Genomic DNA, 15,757 nt, shown 5'->3' on the forward strand with positions numbered 1-15,757 from the left:
TAAGCAATCTTATGTAGCCTTTTCTCTCATTCTCTTTGCTCTACATAGACCAAATTTCCTTTTTAGTTGTTGATATACATGTAGCACCTGCTTTTAAAGCTCCAAGTACATCTTCTTTATCTGAGATTAATCCCCCTGCTATAAGGGGCTTATTTAAACTTAGAGATAATTCCTTAATAATCTTAAATAACAGTCCTGGAAGTATCTCAACAGCATCACATTCTTCTACTAAATGATTTTTTATGTTTTCCTTAGATAGACTATCTATCATAAACACTCTTTGAATTGCTATAAATCCTAACTTCTTAGCACTTCTTATAACCTGTGGTTTAGTGCTTATTATTCCATGAAACTTTGTAGTTTCTTTTAAAAACTTTAAAGATACTTCTTTATTAGAAAGTCCCTCTACTAAATCTACGTGAATAATCCCCACTTTATTACTACTATATATTTTTTCACTTATTTCAGTAATATTTAATATACTACCGAATAAAACAAAAATAACTTGTATATCACCTTCTAAAGCTAACTCTAATTCTTTTTCATCTTTTACTGCTGCAACTATTGGGTTGTCTTCTAAAACCCTTTTAAAATTATTCATACTATCATCAATCCCTTGTAATCATTTACAACCTAATATTATTTTATCACGTTATATTAGCAATTGTCAAATACTCGCTTATTTTTTTGATGATTTGTTTATATTTTAACAATCAACCTAATATTTATTAATAATATAATAATTCATATTCATGTTTCCATTTCTAACGCACCATAATATAACCTATATATATACTTTACTAGCCTTAAAACTTCTAAAATAAATGTCTCCAACTTTATAATGATCTAATTTTCTTCCTTAAGTAGTTATATTCTTAATAAAACACATATTAATAACTCTTTTATTTCTAGACAATGTTTTAACAATATGTAAGTATTTTTAGGGTTTTTCAGCCAATATAAAAAAAGTTATATCTATAAATTTCCTTTTATTCTAACAAAAAAAATATTAAATTAAAAAACAATAGGTTAATAAAAAAGATTTTTTAATCTTTTTATGATTAACCTATTGTTTTAAAACTCTAAAATCTTATATTTTCTTTAAAGTCCTTGCTGCCACTACATTTATTCCAGTTCCTAAAACATTTTCTATTACTACTTGTCCTACTTTTATAGGAGCTTCTACCTCTACCTTAGCTATTTCTTCCATACATTTAAAGTTCAAATCCTTTGGTATTGCCCCATCAGTTTTTACAGGTAACATCCTTAAAGCTGCTCCATTTATTTTAACAGTAGAAGTTATAACTCTAACAGGACTTGTAACCTCATTTATTCCATAGATTTCTCCTCTTTTGCAGCTATTTCCTGTTACTGTCTTTTCATCCACATTAACTTTTAATCTACATCCTCTTGGACAAACTATACAAATTAACTCTCTCTCCATTACTTAACACCATCCTCAAGTGAAATTACTATATCTTCAGTTACATTTTCTAGCTTAGACTTTGGTATTATTAATTTTTCCATTTCTGCTGGAAGTAAATGTAGTTTTTTAAATGAGGCTATGATTTCTCCCCCAGATCTAACCACTAATGTCTTATTCTCATAAACATTATTAACTCTTAGGAAAATATTTAGATTGTCCTCCACAGCATCTATACATACCTTTTGAGGCACTGTATAGTTAACTGCATTTCCATTTTTAATATTAATGTAGTTTCCTCTTTTTAATTCCCCTTTTACATACTTAGCAGCATTTTTTCCTGCATGCTTTGACTCAGCAGTAACAAAGTCAACTAAATCATGGACATGGACAGCATTTCCACAAGCAAATATTCCTTCTTTTGATGTTTCCATGCTCTCTGTAACTATTAATCCGTTGGTCCTTTTATCTAGTTCTATTCCTGCATTTTTAGATAACTCATTTTCTGGTATAAGTCCTACTGATAATAAAAGTGTATCTGCACTGAATTCTATTTCTGTTCCTTCTATAGGCCTTCTATTTTCATCAACCTTAGCTATAACTACCTTCTCTAATCTATCTTTACCTACTATCTTAGTTACTGTATGAGATAAATATAATGGTATATCATAATCATGAAGGCATTGAACTATATTTCTATTAAGACCATTGGAATATGGCATAAGTTCAACCACTGCTTTAACTTTTGCTCCCTCTAAAGACATTCTTCTAGCCATTATAAGCCCTATATCACCAGAGCCTAAAATAACAACTTCACGGCCTACCATATATCCTTCCATATTTATATATCTTTGAGCTGCTCCAGCTGTAAATACTCCAGCTGGCCTATCTCCTGGTACATTTATAGCTCCTCTTGTTCTTTCTCTACATCCCATAGAAAGAACTATAGATTTTGTCTCTATAATCATATATCCTTCTTCTGTGTTTATAGCATGAATTACATTATTATCATCTATATTAAGAACCATGGTATCTAATTTCACTTCTACCTTAGTACTCTCTACCATATCTATAAATCTCTCTGCATATTCAGGACCAGTAAGCTCCTCTTTAAATGTATGAAGTCCAAATCCATTGTGTATACATTGATTTAGTATTCCTCCTAATTCCTTATCTCTTTCTATAATCAATATATTCTCTACTCCATTTTCATAAGCTTCATAAGCTGCTGCTAGTCCTGCTGGACCTCCACCTATTACAACTAAATCATAATTCATAACTCCATACCTCCTACTTTGTTTTTCCTGTTAAAATGTAAGAATTCCCCTTGTCCAATGTTATACTAGTTATGTCTTTATTAAGTTCTCTAGATATTATCTCCTGTACTCTAGGTCCACAGAAACCACCTTGGCATCTTCCCATTCCTGGTCTACATCTTCTCTTAATCCCGTCTATGGACATGTTTCCAAAAGATCTTTTTAAAGAATCTACAATCTCACCCTCTGTAATATTTTCACATCTACATATTATTCTTCCATACCTTGGATCTTTTCTTATTATCTTTTCCTTTTCTTCTTTAGATAAATCCATAAAGTGAACCTGTTCTCTTATAGGATTAAAATTATGGTTTACTTCTAAATTAAGCCCTGAATTTTTTAATATATCTATAACCCCAAGAGCTATAGCTGGTGCTGAGGAAAGTCCTGGTGACTTTATTCCTGCAACATCTACGAATCCCTTAACATCCTTTGCTTCCTCCACTATAAAATCATTTCTATCACTAGTAGCTCTAAGCCCTGAGAAATTTCTTATACTTTCCCTGTAATTTACTGCCTTAGTAGTCCTACTTGCTATTTCCCTTATTTTCTCAAGTCCTTCCATAGAAGTTGAAAAATCTTCCCTCTCTTCTATATCAATAGCATCTGGTCCAACTAAAAGGTTTCCATGTACTGTTGGAGTTATCAATATTCCTTTACCAAGTTTTGATGGACATTGGAACACTGTATGACTTACCACATCCCCTTGACTCTTGTCCATTACAAAGTATTGTCCTTTTCTTGGAAGTATTTTATACGACTCTTCACATACCATATTATGAATCTTGTCTGCAAATACTCCTGCAGCATTTATTAAATATCTGCTTTCTATAGTACTTCCATTAGATAATTTTATTTTAAAGTTCTCATCCTTCTTTATATCAACAACCTCTGAGGATAATTTTACTTCTCCCCCATTGTCTTTTCCATTTTCCATAAGTGCTATTGTGTATTCAAAAGGTCCAACGATAGCTCCTGTTGGTGCATATAAGGCTCCAACTATATTATCTTCTAAGTTAGGTTCCTTCTCTAAAACCTCTTCTTTACTTAAAATCCTTAATCCCTTAACTCCATTATTTTTGCCATTGTTATAAAGCTCTTCTATAGTTTTCATATCTTCTTCATTAAAGCCTATTATTAAGGACCCATTTCTCTCAAAAGGCACTGAAAGTTCTTTACATAGGCTTTCAAACATCTCATTTCCAAGAACATTATATTCAGCCATTAAACTGCCCTTCTTTGGATCATATCCTGCATGAACTATTGCTGAGTTTGCCTTTGATGTTCCCATGGATACATCATTTTCTTTTTCTATTACTACTACTTTTAGATTGTACTTTGTAAGTTCTCTAAATACTGAAGCCCCTATTACACCTGCTCCTATTATTGCAACATCATACATAAATAACTCCTCCTATAAAACTCAATATCTTTTAGTTTTTATTTAAAGCATTTTTACTAGATCATAATTGTAAATAATTTTTTTTGTATTTAATTTATGCTTTGTCCTTCTTTAAAGGATGCTAAAAAATAAATACGACAAAATAAAAAAGAGTTACGCAAAAAGTGGGTATTATATCCCGACTTTGTGCTTAACTCTATAATTCTCTTGCACTTTTATATATTAATTTTTAATTACTACGTTTTCATTCTATCACTATTTTATATTTTTTTCTATAGTTTTTATAAAAAAAGTTATATTTTTAACTTTAGACTGGATAATATTGATTTCTTTTTAACTATATAATCACCATATAATTGAACACTTTTTCATAAATTTAGTGCTTCTTTACACCATCCTGAAAAAAGAATATATGATAACTTTAGAAACCAAGACTAGTGTATAAATGTGATAATATTTTTCCGCATTTTTTGTTGATATTTTATGTATAAAAATTATTGACTTGATTATATTTTTTATGTTAATATAATAAGTTTGATTTAAAAATCCATATATGTTATAATAAATTTAAGAAATATAATGTAGAGGTGAGTTATTTGTTTTATGTTGGCGATAAGGTAGTTTATCCAATGCAAGGTATAGGGATAGTAGAGGGTATAGAGGAAAAGGATTTTTCAGGAGAAAAGCAGCAATACTATATTATAAAGATGCTTACAAATAATATGGACATAATGATTCCATCAAAAAGACTTGAAACTTCTAATATACGTTTAATAAGTGATGCATCAACTCTTGAAGATGTATTATTTAATTTTCATACTAAGGAATGGGATTCAGAAGATGTACCATCCTCAAAGGAAAGATATCAAGTTAATATGGATAAAATCAAGTCTGGGGCTTTAGAAGATATTGTGGAAGTTGTATATTACTTAACTCATATGAATAAAGAAAAAAGTCTTAATTCAAGTGAAAAGCAAATGCTACAAAATGTAAGAAAATCTCTAATAGATGAAATGTCATTAATAAAAAAAATTACTGAAAAGGAAGCAGAGAAGTTATTAAATGCTAATATTAGTTAAATCTATTAATGTGAAAAATAACATAGCTGAAGAATATTTAGGTTTAATATTCTTTCACTATGTTATTTTTTTACTATTTTATATGTATTTGAGAATAACCCTTAAATTTAACACTTAATATTCTTTAGATAAACAACACATCCACTTTATACTGATATATGTTTATCTCATAATTTAACACATTTAAAAACCTATATTTATATTAAAATATTAATATATTTCATATAAGGATTATACGGTAATTACCCTACATCTCATATGAAATATAGGGATTACTCACTTAAATCTTAATCTATTTAATGCTTATACTTCTATTACTATAATAAAACTCTTTAGTAATCAATTTCTTTTAAGCATAATCCCTTAGCTTGAGCTATTGGACCTGCTTCTGATCTTTTTTTCTCATCTAATACCTTTTTCACATCTTTAGGAGTCAGCTTCCCACTACCTACTTCTAATAATGTTCCAGTAATAATTCTTACCATATTCCAAAGAAAACTATTACCATTAACTTTTATTTCTATTACTCCATTGTCCTCAACTATATCTATGTAATTAATAGTTCTAACAGTAGATTTTGTTTTAGGCTTTAGACTAGTAAAGCTCTGAAAATCATGGGTTCCAATTAAAAATTTTGCCCCTTCTCTCATATGGCTTAAATTTAGAGTTTCATCTGTATGATAAGTATATTTTCTATTAAATACATCTCTAAACTTACTATTATTTATTCTATATACATAAGTTTTTGCCTTAGCATTATACCTAGCATGAAATCTTTCTGTTGTATCCTTTATAGATTTTACAACTATATCCTCAGGTAAAAATTCGTATAAATAGTTTAGCATAAGTTCTATACTAAGGTCACAATTAGTGTGGAAATTTGCTATATATTCTTCTGCATGAACTCCTGTATCTGTTCTTCCACATCCTATTAATTGAATTTCCTCACCTGTCATCTTACATAAGACATCCTCTATTTTCCCTTGTATGGTTGGCACATCTCCTTTTTGTCTTTGCCATCCTCTATATCTAGTTCCATCATAAGCTATTGATATTTTTAAATTTCTCATAATACTCCTTCTCCAACTCCTTGTATTATTACTTTATTAATCTTTTGCAAAAGCACTATATAATTATATAGTTTATATTGAAACAAAGCTATAGATAAGTATTTTATATTATTGTTTTAGATTTATAAAACAACTAATATCTAATGACTAATTTCTACTAAAAAAGCTAAGGATAAATAATATCTAAATTTAAAAGTTATAAAACTAAGAAATACTCCTGTTTTAATATTATTAACAATTAATCCATTATATATATACAGTTTATTAACTCTACTTTGATAAACTACATAAGATATAAATATTTAAAGTTGGAGGCAGTAAAAATGTTTAAACTAGAAAGAAATCAATTAAGAATTGTAAAAACTGCGCTGGCTATAGTCTTATCTATGCTTCCGTTTTATGTTTTAAATGTAGATTCCCCATTTTATGCCCTTATAGCTGCTCTAGTAACTTTTCAAAGTACTATTTATGATAGCTTCATGGCAAGTAAACATAGACTTCTTGGAACACTTATAGGAGCCATCTTAGGTTCTATTCTTGGGAGTTACTTTAGCTTCAACATATTTGCAATTTTTTTTGGAATAATATTTTTATTAAATTTAGTCAGGTACCTTAATATACCAAAGGCTGGAACCTTGTCTGGTATATCTTTCTTATATGTAATGAGCCACTCTCAGGTAGCCCCTCACGAGTATTATTTTATAAGGCTAACTGAAACCTTTATAGGTATAGTAATTGCCTTAGCTGTTAATTATATAATATTTCCTCCTAAGCCATCTCATGATGTGGAAAAGTCTTCCCGAGCCTTGATAGATGATATTTTTACTTATCTTGAAAATCACTTAAATAGTAAAGATCCTATTAACACCACGGATCTTTACCATAGCTTAAAGACTTATATAGATTGTTTAGATATCTATTCTAAGGAACTTAAACCTAAAAGACGAGATCTTTTAGATATTAATAAACTAAATTTATTAAAGGAGAACTTTATAGAGGCCCTATCTCACATATCAGCACTAGAAAATTTAGCTAAGGACTCATATATAAGCTCTAATAATCATAAAATTTTATCTGAAAAATACTTTAGAACAATAAAATTAAAACCTTATAAGGATTCAACTAATAATATTGTTTATAATTATCACCTTGAAAAGCTAATAAGTCTTTTAGATGGGTTCAATAAAATTATTTCAATACCAGACTACTTAAAAAAATAACCTAAGAAAATAACTTCTGAACCACACCTTTGTTTATTTAGCCTTAATCCATCATAATTCTATCTATATCCATAATAGAAACTTATATAAAAGATATAGGGCTATAAGTATAATATTATACTTATAGCCCTATATCTTTTATAAGTTATTTACTTTTTAAACTATTTAGCTGCTTTTGCTCTCTTACTATAAGATCTAAACATTGTTATAGAAGTATAAAGTATAACTACTACTACAAGCCACTTTAGTATATCGAGAGGTAAACTCTTTACTAGATAAGCCGCTATAAACACACCACAAGATCCGAATATAGTTATGGCTATAGATGCTTTTTTATCATAAGCTCCCTCTTTAACAAATTTTAAAGAAGCTGATGGCATTAAAAATGCACAAGATCCCATCATTATAGGGAAGGCAACTGCTGGGCTCATACCTAAGGCATAAACTAATGCCATACATGGTGCATATAATCCTATTCCAACAGTCATTAATGCTCCTAATATAAAGTTAGCCACTATTGCTATTACAAGTTTTACTCCACTTAGTCCTATTTCTTCTCCACCTATAGGCATTAACCCTAACTGAGATGCTAACATAATTAAAGCAACTGCCAGTAATGCTACAGCCATAAATAACTGTATCTTTTTCTCATCAAGCTTAGAAACAAATCCTGCTCCAAGAACTGCTCCTATAGCAGCTGCTGCAAGCATTCCTATCAGTGTTACAGGTTCTACCTTTATACCATCTATAAATATAAATGCCTCTAAAACAACTGGTATTGTACAAGATACATTTAATGTTCCTGGTATAAGTTTATCTCTTGTTAATTTAAAACCCTTTAATAAAGCTGTTAATGGTGCAAATGCCCCTATTCCTAAGGTATCAAAGAAGTTTACTACAAATCCTGATACTCCGGCTATTACAAAATTTCCTTCTCCAAGGTTACCTTCTTTTCCCGCTGATATAACATCTTTTATATAAAAGACTGCGAATACTAATGTAATAACTCCTAATACTGCAAGGACTATATTGGTTAACATATATCTTCCCCCTATGTTATGTTGCATATTTTTATTTAATTAAATTCTCTTTTTTAATCAAATTTCAGATATTTTTATGTATTATTGCTTTATATATTGCTTTAAATTTTAACCTTAACTTATGTTATTTAATCTGCAAAACCTTGTATTGATATCTTTATTATATGAATTTTATAGAGGGATTAACCCTCTATAAAATTTATCCTAATATAAATCCATGCTTTACTGGGTCATTCTCATCTATTACAAAGTGGTTAAATCCTGTTATATATGCACTTCCTGTTATTTCTGGAATTACTGCAGTATATTCTCCCACTTTAGTAGTTCCTAAAATTTTGCCTTTAAACATGGTTCCAAGAATACTTTCATACACAAAATTTTCGCCCTCTTTAAGCTCTCCTTTTGCAAATAATGTAGCCATCTTTGCACTTGTACCTGTTCCACAAGGAGATCTATCAACTTGACCTTCTCCAAATATAACTACATTCTGGTAAGTTGCTTCTTTATTCTTTGGTGCTCCATAAATTTCTACTAAATCTACAGTTTTTATGTGAGATAAAGTTGGGTGCTTTATTTCTACTGTAGAGTTTATTATATCTCTTATTTTTAATCCAACCTCTGTAAGCTTTGTAGAGTTTTTAGACTCAATCTCTAATCCTAAATCCTTAGAATTTACTATTGCAAAGAAACTTCCTCCAAAAGATATATCAACTTTTACCTTACCTATTTCAGGAACTTCTATTTCTACACTCTTGTATAAAAATGATGGTACATTAACTATTGATGACTCAATAGCCTTTCCATTTTCAACTTTAACCTTAGCCTTGACAAGTCCCGCTGGTGCTTCTAAAACTATTTCTGTGTAAGGTTCTTTAACCTCTACCATTCCTGTTTCCACTGCAACTGTTGATGCTCCTATGGAACCATGGCCACACATGTTTAGATATCCACCGCCATCCATGAATATTATTCCAAGATCTGCATCTTCATGGGTTGGCGCTGTTATTATTGAACCGAACATATCCTTATGTCCTCTTGGCTCATGCATTATAGCTGTTCTTACATAGTCTAAGTTCTCTTCAAGATAAGCTTTTTTCTCTGCCATTGTGTTTCCTTTTATAACTGGAATTCCACCTACTACTATTCTTGTAGGTTCTCCCATAGTATGAGAGTCTACTGCTTGAATTGATTTTGAAAATTTCATTATTATTCCCCCAATTTCTTCATTTTTAATTTTAGAAAAGCTAAAGCTTTTCTTGCATCCTTTATGATAACATTATTTTCTCCAATAACTTCTGTCTCTATGCCTTCTTTAGATTTATTAAAATCTACTATGGTATCCATATATTTATTGGTAACTACAAATTGACCTTGAGTACCTATAAAGCTAAGTCCTACCACTGGTATATCTCTTTTTCCTATTTCTTCAATGGTGTTTGCAAAATCTACATGACTGTTGCCCCATCCATCTAAGGATACTATGGCACCATCAGCTCTCATAGATTCTAATAAAACCCCTACTCGTTTTCCAACAAATACTTTATCCTCATTAGCCTGTGGTGTACCAACTATAACTATACCTAATAAATCTACATCATCATCTTTATCTACTACATCTAATAAAGGATCTCTAAAATGGTGAAGGGTTGTTTCTTTTGTAGATGGTCCTACTCCCATAATCATCCCTCCAAAATTAATGCATCGCTCTTAGGGCTCCATCTCTATATTCATTAGGTGATAATATCACAGGAACATTTCCCATATCTATTATAGATCTACTTCCTAAGGCTCCGCAGGGTTCTTTTCCAAATAAAGCAGTGTCATACATAGCACCTTGACCTGCCACTTGCTTTACTATAACAATGTTTTTTCTATGTTTTTTTACTGTGTCATAATATTCATATCTCTCATCACATAATTTTCCATTTAAGTTTTTTAAAAATCCTCTTATTTCCTGTATTATAGTATCGGCTACTTTATGAACCTCTGTTATAGCTGATCTTAATGTTCCCATACCTTTTTTTAATACAAAATCTAAATGAATTATTATATCATCTTTTTTAGGTGTTCCTGCCCTATCAAAAACTACCTGCTCTTCTAGGATTCCTTCAGATGATCCAAACTCTGCAACTTGAATACCTTCTTCATCTATCCCTGTAAGCATAACAGTTATCCCTGTGAATACATGAGTTATTCCCTCTCCTAAGCTTCCTAACACTTTAGTAGCTATAGGAGAAAAGTCCATTATTGAATTCACAAAAACCTTTCTATCACTGGGCTCTATAAGCCTTATCTTTAAACCCTTTATATATTCTTTGTTAAATTCTAGATTATTAATTCCATGTCTTAAGTAAAGGGTTCCCTCTTTCAAAAAAGTTTTGTCTGAAAATTCAACTTTTTCAACATGGAAAGTTTTTATTGAAAGTTTTCTTAATTCCTTTACTTCTCTCATAATTTAATCCTTCTAAACAAATAAATAATAGTTAATAAATACCGATCTCTCTAAAAAGAGAGATCGGATATTTTTTATTAAACCTTAGCAACGTACTCGTATGGAAGAGAAACTATCTTTCCTGGAGTATCTATTGTAACTAACTGATTTAAAGTGTCTTTTAATATTGCAGTTTGCATTTCTTTGTTGTTAGGCTCTCCAGCATTAGCTCCCATTGGAACTAATGGTGCAACTGATCTTGGTGTTCCAGTTTGTCTAACAACTGGTGGTAATGCTGCTATACATATTGTAGGAATCCCCGATTCCTCTATCGCTCTCTGTACTAATACAGCAGAACGGTGGCAAGTTCCTCAGCCAGCAGTTAAAACTACAGCATCAACATTTTCTTCTTTTAAAATTTTAGCTATTTCTGGACCAGTCTCATGAGCGAATTTTTCTTGGTTTCCACCACCACCCATGAATCCTATATGAGTTTCAGCAACTTCCTTTATAAATCCTTCTGCTGCTAACTCTCTTAGTCTATCTATAGGGAACATACAGTTGATGTCCTTATTAACATCTGCATTATCATATCCTCCATGGGATACCATCATATCAGATACTGGTGCATCTCCTGGTATTCTTCTAAAAGTAAAATCTCCTGCTAAATTAAATCTCTTATCAGACTTTAAATGTACTCCAGCTGCTGTAGCAAAAGCTATTTTCATATCTTTTAACTCTTTTGTTACAGGTGTCCATACTGGAGGAGGAGTTATTGGTACAAATATCTCTGATTGTAAACCCTTAACTACAGTATAATCCATGTTACTTTCCTTCCTTTCTATTTCTTATCTCTAGGTTACTTACATATTTTTCATTAACCTCTTCTGATACAACTTCTGGAAAGCTCATATTAAAAGCTATCTCTTGCCCTACCTTTAGAGGATAATCTGTTATAAGCATTCTCATAGGAACTTTCAAGTATCCTAGTCTTCCTTTAAGGTCCATAGCTACAGCTCCATCTTGAACTTCAACTATAACACCTTCCATTTTTATTATCTTATCACCATATTTCATATTATGGCCTCTCTTTATCTAAATTACTTTGTAGAGTATTTCTCTAATCTTTTTTCACTCATTGGTATTGTAGTTTCATTTGGTACTCTATCTATCTTGCTTCCATAAGCTTTTTCAACTGATTCTAAATTACTTTCCTTAACATTTGGATTCCACTTTCTTTCAGCTGTCTTTACATCTTCTCCTGCTATAGCAGACTTAACCATAGATAAAGCTCTTATAGCATCTTCCTTACATAAAGTGTTACAAGAAAGAACCTCGTTCTCTATTCCACCCTCTGACTTGTTATTATCAACCATATACTTCATATGCTTGTTTCCAACAACTAGAGCTCCTTGAACTGCACAGAATGACATTCCTACTGCTGGAACTCCTCTCATTCCTATTTGCTCTATGTGAGATGCGAAATCTATATGGTTGTTTCCAAATCCTTCAGTTGTAACTATGGCACCATCAACATCCATAAATTCGATCATCATTCCTAATCTTTCAGATACATAGAACTTTTCAGCATTTATTTGTGGAGATCCAACAAATATAACTCCTGCAAAGTCTATTTCTTCATCATGCAGCGCCTCTGTTACAAGTGGTTCTCTCCAGTAGTGTCTTGAACATTCCTTAGATGCTGGTCCTATACAAGTTAATGCGTGGATTCCTCCATCTAATACTTCAAGAGGAGATAACATTACAGGTACATTTCCAAGGTCAACATTTGGCTTACCTCCAAGTACTCCAACTGGTTCAACAGGTAATATTAAGTTATCGTGCATTGCACCTTGACCCATTATTTCCTTAACTATAACAACTTTCTTTTTACCTGGTCTTCTATACTCTACAAGTTCTTCAGTATTAACTACTAATGACTCATCAAGTGTCTTAAGAGCTTCTCTTATTTCTTGAGTTATGAAGTCAGTTGCTGCGTGAGCTGCTAGAGGACCTGGTCTTTCCATATTCATTCCTCTTGCTATAACAACTTCTGTCTTTATGAATATTTCACCCTTATCTGGTGCTCCTGGTCTTCCCCACATAATGTTTTCTTCTAATATTCCTTCTGAAGATCCAAATTCTCCAATTTGTACTCCGTCAACATCTGTACCAGTTACCATTATGATGGCTCCATCTATAACTCTTGTAACTCCATTTCCTACCTTAGCATCCTCTTCTTTAGTCGCTATAGGTTGAACATCCATTATAGTTTCAGAATAAGTGTTATACTTATCTGGAGTTATTATATCAAGCTTTATAGACTCAACTAAGTGGCTTTGCTGTGCAGCATCTTCACATACATTTTCTCTTATATAAAGAGTTGTTCCTTCTATCTTAGTTTCATTTCCTTCAACTTTAACATTCTCTATCTTAAAATGTTTCTTTGTTAAAGATCTTACCTTCTTTTCAGCTACTACATTTTTAACTTCTACCTTTTCCTCAGCTTTAGCTGGTGACTTAACCTCTGCTGCTTTAACAGCTACTGGTGCTACAGGTTTAGCCATTGGTGGAACTGGAGCTGATCCATTTAATGTTAATGGAACTTCAATGTCAATTCCCTTACCTTCAGCGATTTTTATCTTAAGTACTGAACCGCTTATGGTTGTTACAACGTTTTGTTGGTTTGGCATTATTTCTTCCTCCTCATATCCCTCTAGGATCCAACTTGTTACAGGAGTTAAAGCTGGAACTTCAACACTTAATGTCTTCCCTACAGCTTCCTGTCTTGTTAAAACATTATCTCCTAAATTAACAAGTAAAGAATCCTCTAATTGCTCAAAGTACATCGGATTTTCTAAATCTTCAGCATCAATTGTTTCTCCAGCCTTCTTATTAAATTTAAGAACAGCTTTCTCTTCTGGGCAACATAATTCATTAGTTTCTTCTTTTGATTCATTAGTTTCTTCTTTTAATTCTTTCTTTTCTTCATCTAACTCTTTGTAACCTTCAACTACATCTGGAGTTAATGGTGTTAAAGAATCTACTGTCTTTGTAAGCTTTGCTCCAATTATTTGCCCTACTTTAAGGCAGTTGTCAGGTATTGTTAACAATCCTGAGTCAACCATATCTGGAAATATATCCGGATCTTCTAAATTATCTGCTGAAAGTATAGTTCCAGCTTCTGCTCTACAACAAACAACAGCATGCTCATTTTTAAGAGACTCTGCATGTTCAGCACTCATTGACATATCTCATTTCCTCCTTCTAAGTTGTTATTCAACTTCTAATCTTCTAGTTAATTTATGGTCTACTGTTCTAAAGATATGGTCTGTTGCGTGATATACGCCCACACCCATCTTTGGAGCACAGTTCATAACAGTATTAGAACAATCACTACAGTTAGATATTAATATTCTTTCTGCACCCATTTTCTTTAGCTGTAAAACTACAGCCGTTTGGCCAGGTCAGTCACCTGGTGTCTTACATTTTAAAGCTGTTTTTATATGTTCTACATTTTTACACTCTACAGCTCCAACCACATCTGAATTCATCTTTCCAGCAATCTCTCTTAATCTATCCTCATTTGCACCGCAGGCACAAACTAATAAGCCAAGCTTTCCTTTAAATTCTGGAAGTTCAATAGTTGGTATTGCCCCACCTGATGTTTTGGTAACACTTGCATTTTCAAGGTTGTCTGATTTTCCAGTATATGGTCCACCTATAACAAGCTCTCCATATGTACCATCAATTCCTCCAGCCTTTTCTACAAGTTCTGATACCTTACTTCCTACTGGAACATCAAAGAAGACTACTGTCTCTTTTCCACTCTTAAGCTTTCCTGCTACCGAAAAGTCTTTATCTATAACTGGTTTTCTATCCTCAACTGCTCTCTTTATATTAGCAAGGGTTTCAGTATTTAAAACAACACACTTAGCTTCTAATGGAAGTTGGTCTGGTCTTAACCACTGTCCAAATATTCCATTTATAAGTGCTCTCTCTTCCCCCATTGGATACAAATCTTGAAGTTCTTTCACTTCTATATTATTTACTCCACTTAATGCTTTATTTATAGATTCTATAGCCTTCTTATTCTTAGCTTTTATTCCAATATACGCCTTTGGAGCCTTTGTAGCTTCCATAGCATACCTTATTCCCTTTATAACTATTTCTGGATTTTCCTCTAAGATTCTTATATTATGCTTTAATAAAGGTTCACACTCAACACAATTGGCTATTATATATCCATCAGGTATATCAGCCTTAAGTTTTACATGAGCTGGAAATCCTGCTCCACCTGCACCTACTATTCCTGCCTCAAATACATAATCTATAACTGAATCACACTCTCTTATCTTCATATAATCTTTGCTTTGATTTTCATCAGCTAAAATTATTATTTCATTATCATTAACCTTTGATACCACTCCATTAACACTAGAATGTATCTTAGCACCTAAACCTTTAGTTGGATCTGCTATACATTCCCCTCTTTGAACCTTCTGTCCTTCTTTCACAATTGGTTCACATGGTGCACCTACATGCATCTTTAGAGGAAACTTGAACATCTTGTCCATACACTCACCTCCGATTGAATTACGATATTATATACAGCAATTACCGTGCCAAAACTTTTAATATCAGAAAAATTTATTAAAAACCCTTGTAGAATAGGTATGTGCAATAGTGTGAATTTTTATTCAAAAAATAGATTCCAAATATAAAATCGTCATTTTTTCGACACTTATTTGCATTTTTCATTGTTAATAATATGTC

At 31.7% G+C, this 15,757-nt stretch carries 15 protein-coding genes; 2 read left to right on the plus strand and 13 right to left on the minus strand.

Annotated elements, in window-relative coordinates:
- Positions 1-40 precede the first annotated feature (40 nt).
- From BR69_RS0107820 to BR69_RS0107835, 4 genes are all read right to left on the minus strand, one after another.
- Positions 41-601: a glycerol-3-phosphate responsive antiterminator gene (locus BR69_RS0107820; RefSeq protein WP_027632692.1), complete on the minus strand. Its 561-nt coding sequence runs from the start codon at positions 599-601 to the stop codon at positions 41-43.
- Positions 602-1,090: 489 nt separating this feature from the next.
- Positions 1,091-1,444: a DUF1667 domain-containing protein gene (locus tag BR69_RS0107825; protein ID WP_027632693.1), complete on the minus strand. Its 354-nt coding sequence runs from the start codon at positions 1,442-1,444 to the stop codon at positions 1,091-1,093.
- Positions 1,444-2,700, minus strand: coding sequence for an NAD(P)/FAD-dependent oxidoreductase (locus BR69_RS0107830; protein ID WP_027632694.1), 1,257 nt, complete (start codon positions 2,698-2,700; stop codon positions 1,444-1,446). The genes BR69_RS0107825 and BR69_RS0107830 overlap by 1 nt, the downstream gene beginning before the upstream one ends.
- A gap of 13 nt (positions 2,701-2,713) precedes the next feature.
- Positions 2,714-4,141 carry an NAD(P)/FAD-dependent oxidoreductase gene (locus BR69_RS0107835; RefSeq protein ID WP_027632695.1) on the minus strand — a complete coding sequence of 476 codons (1,428 nt, stop codon included), beginning with the start codon at positions 4,139-4,141 and terminating at the stop codon, positions 2,714-2,716.
- A gap of 587 nt (positions 4,142-4,728) precedes the next feature.
- On the opposite strand from BR69_RS0107835, the gene BR69_RS0107840 reads away from it, so the two are divergent.
- Complete coding sequence (locus BR69_RS0107840) at positions 4,729-5,220, plus strand: CarD family transcriptional regulator (protein ID WP_242840667.1); 492 nt, start codon at positions 4,729-4,731, stop codon at positions 5,218-5,220.
- Positions 5,221-5,552: 332 nt separating this feature from the next.
- Here BR69_RS0107840 and truA read toward each other — a convergent pair whose 3' ends face one another.
- Positions 5,553-6,290: a tRNA pseudouridine(38-40) synthase TruA gene (truA, locus tag BR69_RS0107845; RefSeq protein WP_027632697.1), complete on the minus strand. Its 738-nt coding sequence runs from the start codon at positions 6,288-6,290 to the stop codon at positions 5,553-5,555.
- A gap of 323 nt (positions 6,291-6,613) precedes the next feature.
- Here truA and BR69_RS0107850 point away from each other — a divergent pair, with 323 nt between their 5' ends.
- On the plus strand, positions 6,614-7,510 hold the full coding sequence (locus BR69_RS0107850) for an FUSC family protein (RefSeq protein ID WP_027632698.1): 897 nt from the start codon (positions 6,614-6,616) through the stop codon (positions 7,508-7,510).
- A 161-nt stretch (positions 7,511-7,671) separates the two neighbouring features.
- Here BR69_RS0107850 and BR69_RS0107855 read toward each other — a convergent pair whose 3' ends face one another.
- From BR69_RS0107855 to prdC, 8 genes are all read right to left on the minus strand, one after another.
- The gene (locus tag BR69_RS0107855) at positions 7,672-8,550 is read right to left on the minus strand and encodes a sulfite exporter TauE/SafE family protein (protein ID WP_027632699.1); all 879 of its coding nucleotides are present in this window, start codon (positions 8,548-8,550) and stop codon (positions 7,672-7,674) included.
- Between the two features lie 199 nt (positions 8,551-8,749).
- Complete coding sequence (locus BR69_RS0107860; RefSeq protein WP_027632700.1) at positions 8,750-9,754, minus strand: proline racemase; 1,005 nt, start codon at positions 9,752-9,754, stop codon at positions 8,750-8,752.
- Between the two features lie 2 nt (positions 9,755-9,756).
- Positions 9,757-10,227: a glycine/sarcosine/betaine reductase component B subunit gene (locus tag BR69_RS0107865; protein WP_027632701.1), complete on the minus strand. Its 471-nt coding sequence runs from the start codon at positions 10,225-10,227 to the stop codon at positions 9,757-9,759.
- A 16-nt stretch (positions 10,228-10,243) separates the two neighbouring features.
- Positions 10,244-11,002, minus strand: coding sequence for a proline reductase cluster protein PrdD (gene prdD, locus BR69_RS0107870; RefSeq protein WP_027632702.1), 759 nt, complete (start codon positions 11,000-11,002; stop codon positions 10,244-10,246).
- 77 nt (positions 11,003-11,079) lie between these two features.
- The gene (gene prdB / locus BR69_RS21470) at positions 11,080-11,805 is read right to left on the minus strand and encodes a D-proline reductase (dithiol) protein PrdB (RefSeq protein WP_084315343.1); all 726 of its coding nucleotides are present in this window, start codon (positions 11,803-11,805) and stop codon (positions 11,080-11,082) included.
- A gap of 1 nt (position 11,806) precedes the next feature.
- Positions 11,807-12,058: a CBO2463/CBO2479 domain-containing protein gene (locus BR69_RS0107885; protein WP_027632705.1), complete on the minus strand. Its 252-nt coding sequence runs from the start codon at positions 12,056-12,058 to the stop codon at positions 11,807-11,809.
- Positions 12,059-12,081: 23 nt separating this feature from the next.
- Positions 12,082-14,232 carry a D-proline reductase (dithiol) proprotein PrdA gene (prdA, locus tag BR69_RS0107890; RefSeq protein ID WP_027632706.1) on the minus strand — a complete coding sequence of 717 codons (2,151 nt, stop codon included), beginning with the start codon at positions 14,230-14,232 and terminating at the stop codon, positions 12,082-12,084.
- Between the two features lie 24 nt (positions 14,233-14,256).
- The gene (gene prdC / locus BR69_RS0107895) at positions 14,257-15,558 is read right to left on the minus strand and encodes a proline reductase-associated electron transfer protein PrdC (RefSeq protein WP_242840668.1); all 1,302 of its coding nucleotides are present in this window, start codon (positions 15,556-15,558) and stop codon (positions 14,257-14,259) included.
- Positions 15,559-15,757: the final 199 nt, after the last annotated feature.

Source organism: Clostridium hydrogeniformans DSM 21757, from assembly GCF_000686705.1.
Lineage (GTDB): Bacteria > Bacillota > Clostridia > Clostridiales > Clostridiaceae > Clostridium_Z > Clostridium_Z hydrogeniformans.

Coding starts and splice junctions, on each gene's coding strand:
- BR69_RS0107820 (WP_027632692.1), bottom strand. CDS start 601: ATGAATAATTTTAAAAGGGTTTTAGAAGACAACCCAATAGTTGCAGCA.
- BR69_RS0107825 (WP_027632693.1), bottom strand. CDS start 1,444: ATGGAGAGAGAGTTAATTTGTATAGTTTGTCCAAGAGGATGTAGATTA.
- BR69_RS0107830 (WP_027632694.1), bottom strand. CDS start 2,700: ATGAATTATGATTTAGTTGTAATAGGTGGAGGTCCAGCAGGACTAGCA.
- BR69_RS0107835 (WP_027632695.1), bottom strand. CDS start 4,141: ATGTATGATGTTGCAATAATAGGAGCAGGTGTAATAGGGGCTTCAGTA.
- truA (WP_027632697.1), bottom strand. CDS start 6,290: ATGAGAAATTTAAAAATATCAATAGCTTATGATGGAACTAGATATAGA.
- BR69_RS0107850 (WP_027632698.1), top strand. CDS start 6,614: ATGTTTAAACTAGAAAGAAATCAATTAAGAATTGTAAAAACTGCGCTG.
- BR69_RS0107855 (WP_027632699.1), bottom strand. CDS start 8,550: ATGTTAACCAATATAGTCCTTGCAGTATTAGGAGTTATTACATTAGTA.
- BR69_RS0107860 (WP_027632700.1), bottom strand. CDS start 9,754: ATGAAATTTTCAAAATCAATTCAAGCAGTAGACTCTCATACTATGGGA.
- BR69_RS0107865 (WP_027632701.1), bottom strand. CDS start 10,227: ATGGGAGTAGGACCATCTACAAAAGAAACAACCCTTCACCATTTTAGA.
- prdD (WP_027632702.1), bottom strand. CDS start 11,002: ATGAGAGAAGTAAAGGAATTAAGAAAACTTTCAATAAAAACTTTCCAT.
- BR69_RS0107885 (WP_027632705.1), bottom strand. CDS start 12,058: ATGAAATATGGTGATAAGATAATAAAAATGGAAGGTGTTATAGTTGAA.
- prdA (WP_027632706.1), bottom strand. CDS start 14,232: ATGTCAATGAGTGCTGAACATGCAGAGTCTCTTAAAAATGAGCATGCT.